The following is a 16,153-nucleotide window of genomic DNA, read 5'->3' on the forward strand; positions in this document are numbered from 1 at the left end:
GGATGTCCGCCATGCTGCCGGAACTCGTCCTGGACTCGATCGGGCGACACCCGGACTCCCCCGCTGTCGTCGCCGGGGACACGGTCGTCAGCTACCGCGAGCTGGGAGCGCGGGCGCAGCGGGTCGCGGCCGCCCTGCGCGCGCACGGCGCCGGCCCGGAGTCGGCGGTCGGCGTCCTGGTGGCCCCGGGTCCCGGCCTGGTCGCCGCGCTGGTGGGGACATGGCTCGCGGGCGCGTGCTACGTCCCGCTCGACCCGCTGGCGCCGCCGGAACGCCAGGTCCGGGTGCTCGAACTGGCCGACGCGGCCGTGCTGCTGACCGATCGTGAGTCCGGGGCGGCCGCCACTCCGGGACACCTCCCGGTCGTACGGGTCGACGCGCCGGGCCCGCCGGACGGCGCGCCCCGAGTGGCCGGCAGGACTCCGCCCCACCGGGCCGCGTACATGGTGTTCACTTCCGGCTCCACGGGGACGCCCAAGGGGGTCGTGGTCGAGCACGCGGGCATCGCCAACCGCGTGCTGTGGGGCATCCGGGCGCTGGGCCTGACCGCGGCCGACCGGATCCTCCAGAAGACCCCGCTCACCTTCGACGCCGCGGGCTGGGAGGTGATGGCGCCGCTCGTCATCGGCGCGCCGGTGGTGTTCGGCCGTCCGGACGCCGGGCGGGACGCGGCCGCCCTGGTGGCGTCGCTGCGGGAGACCGGCGCGACGGTCCTTCAGGTGGTCCCCTCCATGCTGCGACTGCTGGCCGTGGAACCCGGTCTTGAGGCGTGCGTCAATCTGCGTACGGTGTGCTGCGCCGGTGAACCGCTGCCCGCCGAGCTGTGCGGGACCGTCCGCGCGCGCGTGGCCGTCGACATCTGGAACACCTACGGGCCGACCGAGTGCTCGATCGACATCACGGCGGCCCGGTTCGACCCCGCGCAGTACAGCGGGCAGGTGCCGATCGGGCGCCCGATTGACCACATGGAGGTGCGGCTGCTGCCCGCCGGGGCAACGCCCGACGCGGCCCCGGCCGAAGGCGCGGCGCACGATCCTGACACCCTGTTCGAGCTGTACGCGGCCGGTCCCGGGGTGGCGCGCGGCTACCACGGGGACCCGGCGCAGACCGCCGAGCGTTTCCTCCCCGACCCCTCCGGCCCTCCCGGCGCGCGCATGTACCGCACCGGTGACCTGGTGCGCCGGGCCGCGGACGGCACGCTGTCCTTCGCCGGGCGGGCGGACGCGCAGGTGAAGATCAACGGCGTGCGGATCGAACCCGGCGAGGTCGAGGCGGCCCTCGACCGCCATCCCGCCGTGGTCGCGGCGGCGGCCGCGCCCGTGGACGACCCGGACGGGCTGCGCCGGCTGGGCGTCTGGCTCGTCACCACCGACGGCGGCGAGCCGCCCGGCCTCATGGACTTCCTGCGCGCGGGCCTGCCCACCGCGCTGGTGCCGTCGGTCGTCACCACGGTCGCGGCGCTGCCCGTGACCACCAGCGGCAAGATCGACCGGTCGCGGCTGCCGGCGCCGGACTGGGGGCGCTCGCCGCGGGAGAACGGCGCGGCGCCGGTCACCGGCCCAGCGGTGACCCGGGAGCAGGCTTTGGTGCTCGACGCCTGGCAGGAGGTGCTGGACGTCGGCGGCATCGCGCTCGACGACGACTTCTTCCGTCTCGGCGGACACTCCCTGCTCATGACCCGGCTCGCGGCCGTCCTCGCCGAGACGTCCGGTGTGGAGGTCGACTTCCGGGAGCTGCACTTCGCGGCCACACCGCGCGCCCAGGCCCGGTTGCTCACGGACGCGGCCGGGGCGAGGCCGATCGGCGCGCTGCCCGAGGGTTCCCGCGTACCGCTCTCCCCCGCCCAGGAGCGCTTCTGGCTCCAGGACCGGCTGGACCCCGGCAGCCCCGAGTACCTGCTGCCGGTCCTGTGCTGGTTCCCCTCCGACGTCCCCGAGCCGGCGATCCGTCGCGCGGTCGACCTGCTCGTCGCCCGCCACGAACCCCTGCGGACGCGCTACGCGATGGACGCGGACGGACTGCACGCCGTCGTGCTGCCCGCTCCCGGGCCGGAGCATGACGGGCACGGCCAGGAGGCGGCCTTCGCCCCCGACTTCGAGGCGGTCGACACGACACCCGCGGAGGCGGTCGGGCATGTGCGGACGGCCCTCGCGCGGGGCTTCGACCTGGCCTCCGCCCCTCCCGTGCGCCACCGCCTGATCCGCGACGGCGGCGCCGAGCAGTTGCTGCTCGTGGTGAGCCACCACATCGCCGGGGACGGATGGTCCTCACGCGTGCTCGAACGCGATCTGCGCGCGTTCGTCGCGGCCGTCCGCCAGGACCGGCCGGCCGCGCTGCCCGAACTGCCGGTGCGGTACCGGGACGCCGTCGCCTGGCAGCGCGAACAGCTCACCGCCCGGGTGACCGCGGAACAGCTCGGCCACTGGCGCGCCGCGCTGGACGGCGTGGCACCGCTGGCCCTGCCCGGGACGCGGGACCGACCCCGGCACCGCGGAATCGAGGGCGCCGGTGTCGAGGTGACGGTGGCGGCCGAGGACGCCGAGGCGCTGCTGGCGGCCGGCCGGGACGCCGGGGTGCCCGCCCACGGTGTGTTCCTGACGCTGTGGACCGTGCTGCTGGCCCGGGCCGCCGGGCACTGGGACTTCGGGGTCGGCACACCGCACGTCGGCCGCGACCGGCCCGAACTGCACGACCTGGTGGGCCTGTTCATCAACGTCGTGGTGGTACGCGCCCGGCTGACCCCGGACCTGCCCTTCCGCACGGCCGTCGAGCGTGTCGGGCAGGTGTGCCGGGAGGCGTTCGCCCACAGCGCGGTGCCGTTCGAGCAGGTGGCGGAAGAGGTGGAACCGGTACGGGACCGGTCCCGCACTCCGGTGTTCCAGACGCTGTTCACGCTGAGCGGGGACGGGCTCGTCGGCCAGGAGGTCCGCGCAAGGGACCTGCGGCTGCTGGCCGACGCCTGGCGGGTGGCCCGTACCGATGTGGCGCTCACGCTGTGGCCGAGCGCGGCCGGGGGTTTCGGCGGCGCCCTGGAGTACGCCGTGGACGTGGTGTCCGACGGCGCCGCGCGGGAACTGGTCGAGGGCTTCCGTACGCTGGCGGCCGCTTTCGCCGCCGACCCGGACACGGCCGTCGGGGCGCCCTCCCTTGATGCCGCCGGGGGCGAGGACGCGGGCACGGCCGTACGGGCGCCGGAGGAGTCGCTGGTGACGGCCACCGTCCTGGGCTTCGTACGCGAGGTGCTGGAGCAGGACGACGTGGGCCCCGAGGACGACGTCCTCCTTCGCGGCGGCAACTCGCTGGCGGCGGCCAGGCTGCTCTGGAACGTCCAGAACGCCTTCGGGGTCGAGGTGTCGATGCGGGTGTTCTTCGACCGTCCGACGGCGGCCGCGCTGGCGGAGGAGATCGAACGGCTGCTGCGGGCGGAACTGGACGCGGAGGCCGCCTCGACCGGCTGAATCCGCCGGCGGTCCCCGGCAGACGGCCGCATGTCCCGAGCATCCACGGAGGAAGGCAACTCACCATGACCGCCCACCAGGTTGACGGCCCGCCGGGAGCCCCGGCCCAGCGCACGGTGGAGGACCTGGTCCGCAGGCGTCTCCGGGCGGCGGCGCGGCCGGTCCTGCCCAGGGCGGACCGCGACCGGCCCTGCGCCCTGTCCTCGGGACAGCAGCAGATGTGGGTCCTGCACCGGATGGACCCCGGCAGTCCGGCCTATCTGATGTCGTGGCCGATACGGATCACGGGCCCGCTCGACGGTGCCGCGCTGCGCCTGGCGTGGACGGACATGGCCGACCGGCACGAGGTGCTGCGCACCCGCTACGCGGACGCCGAACCCGGCGGGCGCGACCACGCCGTCCAGATCGTCGACCCGGTCGCCGCGCCGGCCTGGCACGAGGTCGATCTGACGCGGCTGCCGCCGGAGCGGCGGGAGGAGCGGGCGCGGCAGGTGGCGGACTGGGTACGCCGCCGGCCGTTCGACCTGACGTCCGAGCAGCCGGTGCGGGTGACCCTGATCCGGATGGACGACCTGCTGCACCTCATGGTGGTGACCGTCCACCACATCGCGTGCGACGGCCCCGGCCGGATCGGACGCGAACTGGGCGAGCTGTACGGGGCCCGGGTCGGCGGGCGCCCGCCCCGGCTGCCCGAACCGGGGGTGCAGTACGCGGACTTCGCGGCCTGGGAGCTGTCCGGCCTGGCCCAGGGCCGGCTCGAACCGCATCTGGCCTACTGGCGTGCCGCGCTGGCCGGGGTGACGGAGCTGCCGCTCCCCCTCGACCGCCCCCGCCCGGCCAGGCCGGACAGCCGCGGCGGCGCCGTCACGGTGGTCGTGCCGCCGGCGGCGTCCGACGCCGTACGGGCGCTCGCCGCCAAGCACCGCACCTCGCCGTTCGCGGTGCTGCTCACCGCGTTCCACGCGGCCCTGGGACGTGTCGCGGGGACCGACGACGTCACGGTCGGCCTGCCGGTCGGTCTGCGCAGCTCGCCCGAGCTGCGCGGCACGGTCGGCTACCTGGTGAACACCGTGGTGGTGCGGGCCCGTCCGCGCCCCGGGACGTCCTTCGGCGCGCTGCTGGACGAGGTGCGCGGCGGGCTGCTGGGCGCGCTGGACCACCAGAGCGCACCGTTCGCCTGGGTGGTCGACGATCTCAGGCCGGTGCGCACACCGGGTGTCAATCCGCTGTTCCAGGCGGCGTTCGACATGGACGAGCCCGCCGACGGCGACCTGTTCGGGCTGCCGGGGCTCACGGTGGAACAGCTCGGGCTCGCACAGGAGACGCCCGCGAAGTTCGATGTGAACCTGCACGCGGACGTGCTGCCTGACGGCCGGTACGCGGCGCGGCTGGAGTACGCGGCGGCGGTGATCGACGAGGCGACGGCGGCGGCGTGGGCGGAGTGCTGGCGTTCGGTGCTGGAGGCCGGGGTGCGCGATCCCGATGCCCGGCCGGCGGCGGGACCTGAGGACCTGTCGGTGGCGGGTCCTGAGGACCTGTCGGCGGCCGGGATGGCCCATGGGCCCGTTGCCGGGCAGGCTCCGGGGGCTCCTGAGTCGGACCTCGTCGGCGCGGCCGGGCCGGGGCCGGCGGAGCGGGTGGCCGAACTGGTGACGCGGGCATGGTCGGAAGTGCTCGGTGTCGACGACCCGGACCCGGACGACAACTTCTTCGACCTGGGCGGAGACTCACTGCGCGCGGTCGCGCTCGCGGGCCTGCTGCGCGGCCGGGGGCTGGACGTCGCCGCCGGCGACCTGTTCGCGTACCAGTCGGTGGCCGAACTGGTCCCGGCCGTGGCCCGGCGCGCGGCGGTGACGCACGTACCGGACCCGGTCGAGCCGTTCGCCCTGATCGGCCCCGAGGACCGGGCGGCCCTGCCGGCGGACGTGGTCGACGCCTATCCCCTGGCCGCCGTACAGCTCGGCATGCTGATCGAGCTCCGCTCGAAGCCGAACCTCACCACCTACCAGGACAGCACCTCCTTCCTGATCCGCGACGATGCTCCGCTGGACGCCGCTCTGCTGGGGCGGGCCGCGCAGACCGTGGTGGACCGCCACGAGGTGCTGCGTACGTCCTTCGACCTGGCGGGCTACTCGGTTCCGCTGCAACTGGTGCACCGCGGCGCCCCGATCGCGGTGGGGGTGACCACCGTGGCGCAGGGCGAGCCGGAGGACTGGCTGCCGGTCCTCAAGGAGTTCGGGGCCGCCGAGCGGCGGACCCCGATGGACGTCACGCGGGCCCCGCTCATCCGTGTGCACGCCCACGCGCGCCCGGACCGGTCGCGGTGGTGGCTCACCATCACCGAGTGCCATCCCATCCTGGAGGGGTGGAGCTTCCACACCATGCTGATGGAGATCCTGACCGTCTACCGAGGGCTGCGGGAGGGGAGGCCGCCGGAGCAGCCGGACCCGGTGCCGTTCCGTTACGCGGACTACATCGCGGCTGAGGCGCGGGCCCGGGACAGCGCCGAGGACCACGCCTACTGGCGGCAGGCGGTGGAGGGGTGCGTGGAGCCGGCTCTGCCGGTGAGCTGGCAGGACCCGCCGCACCTGGCACCGAGGCGGGACCAGTACCTGGTGGACCTGCGGGACCTGGACGCCGAGCTGCGAAGGCTGGCCGAGGAGACGCGCACGTCCTTCAAGGCGGTGATGCTGTCCGCCCATCTCACCGTGATGCGGCTGCTGGGCGGTTCCGAGGACTTCTTCACGGGGCTGGTGTGCGACGCGCGGCCGGAGACGGTGGGGGCGGACCGGGTCCTCGGCATGTACCTCAACACCCTGCCCTTCCGGATGCCGTCCGGCGCGCACACGTGGGGCGACCTGGTGCGCGCGGTCCACGACCGGCTGACCGGGCTGTGGCCGCACCGCCGCTACCCGATGCCGCTGCTGCAAAAGGAGTTCGGCGGCGGTGACCGCCTGCTGGACGTGTTCTTCAACTACCTGGACTTCCACCAGGTGGACGACACCCTCGTCGAGAACGACCGGACGTACAACGACAACGTCAACGAGTTCGGTCTGCACGTCTTCACCGTGCAGGGTGTGCTGCGCATCAACGCGGACAACCACACGGTGGCCCCCGACGCCGCTCCGGTGCTGCTGGCCCTGTACCGGCTCGTGGCCGAGGAGATGGCGCTCGGGCCCGACGGGCCGGTGGACACGGTCCGGCTGCGGCTCGGCGCGGATCAGCCGGAGGCGGGACGGCCGGTCCGGTGGGAGGGCGGTGTCCCGGTCGGCCCGGGTCCGGTCGCGGCCGCGGTGCGGCGGCTGACCGGGCTCCCGGCGGAGCCGTCCGAGGCGGCGTCTTCAGGGGCGGCGTCTTCAGGGGATACGGCCTCCGGCTCCGGGCACGCCGCCGCCGGGGTCATCGCCCGGGTGCTGGACGCGGACCGGCTGCCGGTCCCGCGCGGTGTCCCCGGTGACCTGTGGATCGACTCGCACCGGACCGGGGCGGCCGCCCGTACCGGGCTCGACGGCGCCCTGGAGATCCTGGGTCCCGCGGATCTCGACCCGGCGACCGAGGCGCTGTGGCCGCAGGGCTCGGCAGCCGTACTGCTGCGGATCCAGGAGCTGGTGAACCGCCATCCGTCGGTCCTCGACAGCCGGGTCCTGGTCCGCCCGGACGCCGGCGGGACGGCGTGCGTGACGGCCTACGTACGGGCGGCGCGGGGGACGGAGGTGGACGTCGACGCGGTACGCCTCGGGCTCGCCGGCCAACGGCTCGCCCGGCGCTTCGTCCCCCGACGGTGGGCCGTGGTCGAGAAGTGGCCGCTCCACCCGGACGGCACACTGGCGGTCGACGAGCTGCCCGAGCCCGCCGCGCCCGCCGCGGACCCGGACGGGGACGCCTCCGGCGGCCGCCCGTGGGACGACCTGTTCGAGACGCTGCTGCGGGAGACGCTCGACCTCGCTCCGGAAGGGGACTCGGTCGTCGCGGACCGCTCGCTCGCGGACGCCGGCCTGGACTCGTTCCGCATGGTCGGCATGCTGGTGGCGATCGAGCAGGCGTACGGCGTCACCATTCCGGACGACCTGCCGTTCACCGACATGTTCCGCACGCCGAGGACGCTGTGGGAGGCCGTGGCCCGGTTCCGCGACGGCGGCGCCGGCTGAGACCGGTCTCCCGGGGCCGGATGGCGGCCCCGGGAGACCCGCACGGTCGCGTCGTCAGCGCGGTACGGGTTCGGAGGCGGCGGCGAGTCGGCCGCGGACCTCGGCGAGCGCGGGCAGCGCGGCGAGGATGTCGTCCTCGGGCACCCCGAAGTCGATGAGGCAGGCGACCTCGTCCGCGCCGGCCTCTTCCAGCGCGCGTGCGGCGGCCACCCCGTCGGCGACCGTCCCGAACAGGCCGACGGTGTCGAAGTAGCGGTCGCAGGCGCGGTCCAGCAGGAATTCCTCGTCCTGCGCGGACAGCTTGAGCGGTGCTCCGCCGGCCGCCGCCGGGACGCCCGAGGAGCGCAGGATCAGATCGAGGGAGCTGCGCAGGTACTCCCGCAGCGGTGTGCGCACGAGGGACCGTACGGACTCGCGCGACGGCCCCAGCAGCGTGTGCACCATGACGGACACATGGCCCCGCGCTCCGCTGCCGTGACAGGCGGTCAGTTCCTCGCGGTAGGCGGCGATACCGCGCGCGAGCGCCGCGTGGTCCTGGCTGAGCATATGGGTGAGCAGGCCCGCTCCGAGCCGCCCGGCCAGGCGGAACGTGTCCGGGGAGCCGGCCGCCGTGATCCACAACGGCAGCTCGGACTGCACCGGCCGCGGAAAGACCCGTACCTCGCGCGCGTCGCCGTCCGGGCCGGGCAGGGCGACGGCCTCACCGCGCCACAGGGCGCGCACCGTCTCCACCGCCTCGGCCATCAGCTTCTTGCGGTCCCGGTAGGCGTCCGGCCGCAGCGTGAAGTCGTCCGGGTGCCACCCGGAGGCGAAGGACACCCCGGCCCGTCCGTGGGACAGGTTGTCGACCACGGACCACTCCTCGGCGATCCGTACCGCGTGGTGCAGCGGCGCGACCACGCTCCCGGCGCGGATCGCGATCCGGCGGGTCGTCACGGCCAGCGCGGCGCCGACCACCGAGGGGTTGGGGTACTGGCCGCCGAACGCGTGGAAGTGGCGCTCGGGGGTCCACACGGCGGCGAAGCCGTTGCGGTCAGCGAACGCGGCGCTCTCCAGAAGCAACCGGTAGCAGTCGCCCGCTTGCCCGGCGGGCTCGGCCGGGCTGCTGGCGAAGAAGAACAGGCTCATGTCCATGGCGGACCTTCCGGAGGTGCGAACGGGTGGGGAGGGCGCGGGCCGGGGCCTTCACGGGGTACGGGATCAGCCGGCGCCGCTCGCGGGCAGGGCGAGCGCCACCGCGACCACCCAGCCGCCCTGATGGCTCAGGGACACCGCGACCTCGCCCACGTCGTACTGCTCGGCGACGGACCGCGCTCCGCCGCCCAGTACGACGCGGGGTGCGCCGAAGTCGTCCCGGAGCACCTCGATGTCCCGCCACGTCAGTCCTTGCCCGAGGCCGCGGCCGAGCGCCTTCGCGGTGGCCTCCTTGGCGCAGAACCGCCCGGCCAGGAACTCCGCGCGCCGCTCGTCGCCCAGGCCCTCGGCCTCGGCGAGTTCCGCGGCCGTGAAGACCAGGCGGAGCCCGCGCGGACGGTCCGCGATCCGGGCGAACCGCGCGATGTCGAGCAGGTCCACACCGAGCCTCACCGGTCGGCCTCCGCGAGCGGGCCGGGACCGGGGGTCCGCGCCTCCGGCGGGGTGCGCCGCAGCGCGTACCGGCCCTTGAGGTACGCCTTCGCGATGTGCTGCCGCTGGATGTCCGCGGTGCCTTCCATGAACTCGAAGGCGCCCACGTCGCGGGTCCACTTCTCCAGCAGCGGCAGGTCGATCAGGGCTTCCTGGCCGAGGGACCGGACGGCCCAGCGGGCGGTGTCGCGGGCGAGCGTGGTCGCGGCGTACTTGGCCAGGCTCGACGGATGGCTCGCGTCCCGGTCGGCGTCCACGGCGGCGCCGGCGGCGTACACCAGGCTCCGGCACGCCTCGATGCGCGCGGCGTGGATGCCGGCCCCGGGGGCGTCCGGGCGTTCCTCGCGTACGAGTTCCAGCAGCGCGGTGGCGGTGCCCACGGCGAGTGCGCCGACCTGGGCACGCATCTGGTTGAAGACCCTGATGGCCGCCCACATGCCCTGCCGGGCCGGGGACAGATGACGCCCCAGCAGGCGTTCGCGCGGCACGGGGACCGCGTCGAACCGCATCTCGCCGAGGCACGTGCCGCGCAGCCCGGCCATGTCCAGCGGGGAGGCGTCGAATCCGGGCGACGCGGCGTCCAGCAGGACGGCCCGGATGGACAGCGGCCCCCGTCCGGTGCGGGCGAAGACCACACCGAGGGCCCCGCGTGCGCCGTTCCCGATGTAGCGCTTGACGCCGGTCAGCCGGTAGTCGCCCGGCCCGGTGCCGTCCGGGGCGGTGGGCGTGAGCCGGGTCTCCATCGCGCTCGCGTCGCTGCCCCGGGCCGGTTCCGTCACGGCGAAGAAGGGCCAGGTGGCGCCGTCGGCGAGGGACCGGTGGAAGTGTTCCCGCTGCGCCGCGTCGCCCATCTGGTCGACGAGCACGCCCGACAGGCTCGGCGCCGGGCACGCGAGGACCATGCCGGCGTCGCCGCGGGCCAGCTCCGCCACCAGCACCACCTGGTCCAGGCAGCTTCCGGCCGCGTACGCGTACCGCCCGAGCCGCAGGGGTCCGGCGCCGTACCGCGGGGGCGTCGTACAGCGCCGGATCAGGTCGTACCCGGCCACCCCGAGGTGGGGCCGCATGTCGTGCGGGTCGGCGTCCAGGGCGAGGGCGTGCGACCTCAACTCCGCCCCGGTGTCGGCCGCCGCGGCGCGCAGCAGGCCAAGGCGCTCGTCGAGTGGAAACGGTGCGAACACGGTCATCCGCGTCCCTCCCGGGAGGTGGTCCGCGGCACCCACACGTCGGCCGTGAGCGCGGACAGGTGCAGTGCGCGCGCCGGATGGGTCGCGAGGTAGCCCTCCGCCCCGAAGAACCGGGCCACCGTCCACCCGGCGTCGGTGAGCTGCTCGTGCAGGGCGGCGACGGCCTCGGGTGCCGTGTCCGGCCGGGCGGCGGCGGCCGTGTGCAGGACGGTGACGACGTCCGCCGTCGCGCCCTGGACGAGTTGCAGTTCGGTGAGCGGGACGCCGGCGAAACTGCGTGCCGCCATGCGGTTGACGGCCGTGTCGAGCAGCCCTTCGAGTACGCCGCAGCGCACCGCGGCCAGTGCGGCCGCCCGCTCGGGCGGCAGTCCGCGGCCGGGGCCGGCCGCGCCCCACCGGACCAGGGCGAGCCCTTCCCGGTCGGCGAAGACATGCGGGACGACCCGGGCGTCGTCGGGCACGGCGGACAGCGGGAGCACCGCGCGTCCACCCGGGGCGACGGCGCGGGGATCGAGTCCGGCGAGAACGGCCGTAAGCCCGGCGGCCAGGCCGCGGTCCCGGCCGAGGCGCCGCAGCTCCTCCGCGTCGGCCTCCGGCGGGGCGCAATCGGCGCCACCACCCGCCGCCGCCCGAGCGGCCACGGCCGCCCCTGCGGAAGCGGCCGGACCGACAAGAACGGCCGACCCGGCGGGCCCGGCGGAAGCAGGAACAGCCGACCCATCAGAAGCGGCCGACCCCGCGGGAGCAGTCGGCGTGGACGGGGAGGCGGTGGTGTTTTGGGGGCCCGTCATCCGGCGTCCCCGGGCAGCAGCCCGGCCTGGAACAGCCGCCCGGCGTGCGGATCGTAGTCGGCGACCACGGTCAGCCGGTCGCCGGGCAGTCCGCCGGCCGGCCAGGACCGGGCGAGCGCGGCCCACGCGCTGGTGCACAGGTGCCGCCCGGAGCCCTCGACGACCTCCCCGTCCACGTCGGCGCCTGGATCGGCGGCTCGGTCCAAGTCGTGTTCGTCGGAGCCACCGGCGAGGTGCCCGGCCAGAGTGCTGCCGAGGACGAACCGCGGGGGACGGTCCGCGCGCGCCGGGCCGGTGCCGGGCGCCGCGGCGTCCCCCGACACGTCCCGCCACGCCTCCCCCAGTGCCGCGCGGACCTGCCGAGCGCCGACGACGGGACGCTCGTCGGTGAAGACCAGCCGGGCCGACTGGCTGTCGCGCCGCGGATCGGTGTGCAGCAGCACCCCGCAGTCGTCCCGCTCGACGCCGTGCACGTCCGGTTCGTGGTACGGCAGCGTGGTCTGGTCGAAGACGAACAGCGCGCCGCGCTCGCTGTGTCCGGCCGCGTACAGCGCCGCCAGGGTCCGCAGCGCGCTGAAGGGGGCGCCGACGCCCTGGCCGGAGACGGAGAAGACGTCCGGTCTGCCGTCGAAGTGCTCGGTGAGCGCGCATCCGGCGACGTTGACGAAGTCGAGGTCCGGGATGTGGAAGGCGAGTGCCAGCACGTCGACCCCGGACAGCGGCGGGTCGAGCGCGCGCAGCAGTTCCGCGCCCATGTCGCTGAACGAGTTGCCGCCCCCTTCTGCGAGCAGGCCCTCGTCGCGCGGAAGCCCGAAGTGGTCGAGGAAGTCGGTCATGCAGGTGGCCGACTTGCTGCTGTACTGCTGCGGGCGCGGCGCGAACGTGCGTACCACCGGCCGGCTCACACGCAGCGCGCCGTCGGCACCGATCGGTGCGGGGAAGGGCACGGCTCAGCCCACCGAATCCTGCACGCCTTCCAGGCATGCGCTGATGTATCCGATGAGGGCGCCGACCGTCTCGAACACCTCGGGGGTGAGTTCCTCCGGATCCACCTGGAGGCCCAGCGAGTCCTCAAGCTCCATCAGCAGCTCGATCACCCCGGTGGAGTCCAGCGCGAGGTCGCCGAACAGGCGCATCCCGTCGTCGAGTTCGGGAACCTCCTTGCGGAGGACCTCGGCGAGGCTTTCCTGCAGGGCGGTGCGGATCGCGCCGCTGTCGGTGCTGGGCATCGGACTCTCCTTGACGGTGGGAGGGTTCAGTGGACCGGGGTCGCGGTCAGGTCCGGGTGGGTGGCCTGGCGCGACAGCAGGTCGTCGACGGTGTCGCGGCGCCGCACCAGGTACGCCGTCCCCCTGCGGACCAGCACTTCTGCCGGGTATCCGTGGCTGAGGAAGTAGGCCGGTGAGGCCGACGGTCCATAGGCGCCGGAGCGCCGGACGCCGAGCAGGTCGCCCACCCGGAGGTCCGGCAGCCGTATCGCCTTGGCGACGGTGTCGTTCGGTGTGCACAGCGGGCCGGCGATGGTCCAGGGTCCCGTCGGGGCGTCCGGCGGGGTCGGCCGGGACAGCAGGTCGACGGGGAAGTTCCGCTTGACGAAGGAGCCGATGCCGACCGCCGCCATGTGGTGATGGGTGCCGCCGTCGGCGACGGCGAACCGGTCGCCCATGGACTCCTTGATGTACCGCACCCCCATGAGGTAGGTGCCGCCCGGCGCGGTCAGATAGCGGCCGGACTCCATGAGGAGCCGTGTGCCCGGATGCCTGCGGGCGAAGTCCTCGATCAACGGGTTGAGTCCGTCGGCGAGTGCGGAGAGGTCGAGGTCCCGCTCGCCGTCGAAGTAGGCGACGCCGAGACCGCCGCCGACGTCGACCGCGTCCAGGGCCATCCCGGTGGCCTCGGCCGCGCGCTCGGCGAGGTCCAGGACGTACGCCGTGTTCTTGCACACCACCTCGGGGTCGAGGATGCGGGTGCCCATGTACACCTGGATGCCCGCGACCACGGCGTGCCGGTGCTTCCCGATCGGTTCGCCTGCGGCCAGCACCACCGCCTCGTCGATGCCGAACTGGCGGGGCTTGCCGCCCATGGTCAGCCGGGAACCGGCCACCGAGTAGGCCGGGTTGACGCGCAGCAGCACCCGCTGCCGCACTCCGAGGCGTGCGGCCGTCTCGTCGAGCAGTGTGAGTTCGGCCAGCGACTCGCAGACGACGGCGTACAGGCCCGCCCGTACACACGCCTCGATCTCGGCCTCGCTCTTGCCCGGGCCGAGGAAGACCACGTCGGCGGGTTCGGTACCGGCGTCGAGCACCGTGCGCAGCTCGGCGAGCGAGGAGACCTCGGCGCGCGCGCCGGCCGCGCGCAGCACGTCGTACACGGCGCGGTTCGGGTTGGACTTGAGCGAGAAGAACACCTCAAGTGCCGGATGCAGCGCGCCGCGCAGTGTCCGGAGGTTGTCGTCGAGCCAGTCGCCGTCGTAGACGTATGCCGGGGTACCGAACCGCTCGGCGAGGTCCCGCCAGCCGTCGGGACCGCTGAGGTCCGCCGGCGCGGAGGCCGCTTCGTGCCAGGTCCGAGCGGGTGCGCTCATGGCCCCTCCACCATCTTCTCCAGGGCCCGGGCGGCCCGGGACCGCAAGGCGTTGACGTCGTCGGGGCTGTCGCCGACACAGATCGCGTACAGCCGGCCCTTCGAGCGGCGGTCGGGGGCGCCGGCCCGCAGCGTGGCCAGGTTGGTCACCAGGACTCCGCGGGCCGCCGTGGTGGCGTCCCGGTCCGGCCCGGCCGTCAGCAGCAGGTCGCCGAGTGCGGTCCGGATCTCGTCGAAGCCGTGCGCCCGGCGCGGTTCCAGATCGAAGACCGTGGCCAGAGCGGACCGCCCCGGCCCCAGAAGCCGTTCGGCCACGCGGTTCTGGAAGGTCGCCATGTTGAACCGGGCGTTGATCTCCAGGCACGGATACAGGGTGCCGTCGCGGCCGAGCATCGCGTCGACCCCGGCCACCCCGAAGTACCCCGCCTCCGCGAGCCCCTTGCCCAGCACCTGCGCCGCCGCCTTGAGTTCCGCGGTGTGCCCGGCGGCGAGCGCCGGCGGGAACAGGTGGCCGCGGTGGACGCCGTTCTCGGTGAACGCGGCCTTGACCGTCTCGAACTCCACGGCGCCGTCCCGGCCCACGATGAACTGGTAGTTCAGGTCGCACTGCTTGTCGATCCAGCGCTCGACGACGACCTCGACGCGCTCACCCCGGCGCGCCGCCATCCGTACCAGCTGCTCACCGCGGCGCGCGCTGTCCAGGACGACCAGGCCCCGGCCGGAGACGCCGAGCGACTCCTTGACCACGACCGGGCCCGCGCCGCCTGCGAGGTGTTCCTTGAGCGCGGCGGCCAGTTCGCCGACGGTGCGGCACTGCGCGCCGGGGACCGGGGTCAGCCCCGAGCGGTCCACGAGCTCCCGGCTGAAGATCTTGCCGTTGACCCGTTTGCAGGTGCGGGCGTCCGGGCCGGCCAGCGGCAGTCCGGTGGCCGCCGAGAGCCGTTCCTCGTCGTCGGACGTGCCCAGCGGCATCAGATAGGTGCGCCCGTCGGCGAGGGCGGCGAGTTCGGCGATCAGCCGCGGGGAGGCGAGGGCGTCGACGGTGACCGCGTGCTCGGGCTCGTCGCGGTCGACCGTGAGCACCTGTCCTGCGGCGAGGCCGAGTCCGCGCAGGTACGTCTCGTAGGCCGGGTCCACCGGGGCCTTGAGGACGAGTGTGTCGCCCTCGTCGACCAGCAGGACTCCGACCTCCTCCATCCGGTTCACCGTCGCCGCGTTGAAGGACAGTCCGGCGCCGGGAAGTCCCGGCTCGCCGCGGCCCCACACCCGCTCGACCTCGAAGTTGTTGAGGTGGACGAGACGGGCGCCGGGGTCGCCGGTCACCGCGGCCTTGAGCCGGCGGATGAAGCCGGGCCGGTCCGGGCCACCGGCCGCGTCGGTGCCCGCCGGGGTACGGGCGCCGGCCGTCATGAGTCGCCTCCGGGGTCCGGGGCGCCGGGCAGGTCGTCGACCCGCACCAGGACCGCGGAGAACGTGCCGCTTGACCCGGCGGACAGCATGGCGACGACATCGCCGGGAGCGACCGCGGACTCGGCCCTGGCGGTGTGCAGATTGACGAACGGGTCCGCGCAGAAGCAGTGCCCCGTCTTCGGCACGTTCTCCAGGTAGAACCGCTCGACCGGGACGCCCAGGGTCTTCGCGGCCATGACCCAGGAGTGCATGTTGACGTTGTGCGGGAGGATGCGGTCCACGTCGTCGAGGGTCAGCCCGGCGTCCGCGACGGCCTCGTGCAGCACCTCCAGCATCGTCGGCATGTAGGCGAGCTTGTACCGCCGTTGCACGTCGGGCGGCATGTCCAGGGACAGGTGGTACTCGCCCAGGGTGCGGTGGGCCTGGCCGAGGACTTCGTCGCCCGGCCCGTCGAGACCGGCCAGCACCGCCACGGCGGCCTCGCCGAAGACCGTGGTCCCGGGCAGTCGCTGCACCAGCGACGTGGTGATCCTGTCGGTGACCAGGACGAGCGCCTGCGCGCCCGGCCGTTCCGTGCGCAGCAGCGCCTCGATGACGCGGAGTGCGAACAGGCCGCTGGTGCAGTGCTGGTGGGTGAGTTCGAATCCCGACGCCTCGGGCAGTCGCAGCTTGTCCCGCAGCGTGGTCATCAGGCGGTGCGTGGCGGGCGCGACGTGCAGCACGGTGTGCGGATGCACCAGATGGCGCACGCGCGTCCGGTCGACCCCGTCGAGCACGGTCTCACCGACCGTCAGCATCATCTCCAGGGCCGTCATGTCCTCGACTCTCGGCACCCGTTCGAGGCCGAGGAAGGACGTGTACAGCCGGACCTCGGCCCGCGAGAGACCGATGCGTTCCTGAAGGTCGGCGATGGCCACCGTGGTGGAGGGCACGTACGGCGCGATCCGTTG

At 74.3% G+C, this 16,153-nt stretch carries 11 protein-coding genes; 2 read left to right on the forward strand and 9 right to left on the reverse strand.

Annotation, left to right across the window (positions count from 1 at the left end; genetic code table 11):
• Positions 1-2 precede the first annotated feature (2 nt).
• Complete coding sequence (locus OHA30_RS03530) at positions 3-3,458, forward strand: amino acid adenylation domain-containing protein (protein ID WP_328912315.1); 3,456 nt, start codon at positions 3-5, stop codon at positions 3,456-3,458.
• A 65-nt stretch (positions 3,459-3,523) separates the two neighbouring features.
• On the forward strand, positions 3,524-7,606 hold the full coding sequence (locus OHA30_RS03535; RefSeq protein ID WP_328912316.1) for a condensation domain-containing protein: 4,083 nt from the start codon (positions 3,524-3,526) through the stop codon (positions 7,604-7,606).
• Positions 7,607-7,660: 54 nt separating this feature from the next.
• On the opposite strand, the gene OHA30_RS03540 is transcribed toward OHA30_RS03535, so the two are convergent.
• From OHA30_RS03540 to OHA30_RS03580, 9 genes are all read right to left on the reverse strand, one after another.
• Positions 7,661-8,740, reverse strand: coding sequence for a MupA/Atu3671 family FMN-dependent luciferase-like monooxygenase (locus OHA30_RS03540; RefSeq protein ID WP_328912317.1), 1,080 nt, complete (start codon positions 8,738-8,740; stop codon positions 7,661-7,663).
• A 66-nt stretch (positions 8,741-8,806) separates the two neighbouring features.
• Positions 8,807-9,193 carry a holo-ACP synthase gene (acpS, locus tag OHA30_RS03545; RefSeq protein ID WP_328912318.1) on the reverse strand — a complete coding sequence of 129 codons (387 nt, stop codon included), beginning with the start codon at positions 9,191-9,193 and terminating at the stop codon, positions 8,807-8,809.
• On the reverse strand, positions 9,190-10,419 hold the full coding sequence (locus OHA30_RS03550; RefSeq protein WP_328912319.1) for an acyl-CoA dehydrogenase family protein: 1,230 nt from the start codon (positions 10,417-10,419) through the stop codon (positions 9,190-9,192). Before OHA30_RS03550 ends, acpS begins: the two co-directional genes overlap by 4 nt.
• Positions 10,416-11,060, reverse strand: coding sequence for a hypothetical protein (locus OHA30_RS03555; RefSeq protein ID WP_328912320.1), 645 nt, complete (start codon positions 11,058-11,060; stop codon positions 10,416-10,418). Before OHA30_RS03555 ends, OHA30_RS03550 begins: the two co-directional genes overlap by 4 nt.
• 146 nt (positions 11,061-11,206) lie before the next feature.
• Positions 11,207-12,157 (reverse strand): hypothetical protein, encoded by a 951-nt coding sequence (locus OHA30_RS03560; RefSeq protein WP_328912321.1) that lies wholly within the window; start codon positions 12,155-12,157, stop codon positions 11,207-11,209.
• 3 nt (positions 12,158-12,160) lie between these two features.
• The gene (locus OHA30_RS03565; RefSeq protein WP_328912322.1) at positions 12,161-12,439 is read right to left on the reverse strand and encodes an acyl carrier protein; all 279 of its coding nucleotides are present in this window, start codon (positions 12,437-12,439) and stop codon (positions 12,161-12,163) included.
• A 26-nt stretch (positions 12,440-12,465) separates the two neighbouring features.
• The gene (locus OHA30_RS03570; protein WP_328912323.1) at positions 12,466-13,794 is read right to left on the reverse strand and encodes a type III PLP-dependent enzyme; all 1,329 of its coding nucleotides are present in this window, start codon (positions 13,792-13,794) and stop codon (positions 12,466-12,468) included.
• Positions 13,791-15,203 carry an ATP-grasp domain-containing protein gene (locus tag OHA30_RS03575; protein ID WP_328912324.1) on the reverse strand — a complete coding sequence of 471 codons (1,413 nt, stop codon included), beginning with the start codon at positions 15,201-15,203 and terminating at the stop codon, positions 13,791-13,793. Before OHA30_RS03575 ends, OHA30_RS03570 begins: the two co-directional genes overlap by 4 nt.
• The gene (locus tag OHA30_RS03580; protein WP_328912325.1) at positions 15,200-16,135 is read right to left on the reverse strand and encodes a 3-oxoacyl-[acyl-carrier-protein] synthase III C-terminal domain-containing protein; all 936 of its coding nucleotides are present in this window, start codon (positions 16,133-16,135) and stop codon (positions 15,200-15,202) included. Before OHA30_RS03580 ends, OHA30_RS03575 begins: the two co-directional genes overlap by 4 nt.
• Between the last annotated feature and the right edge of the window lie 18 nt (positions 16,136-16,153).

The organism is Streptomyces sp. NBC_00223, assembly GCF_036199905.1.
In the GTDB taxonomy this organism is placed as follows: Bacteria; Actinomycetota; Actinomycetes; order Streptomycetales; family Streptomycetaceae; genus Actinacidiphila.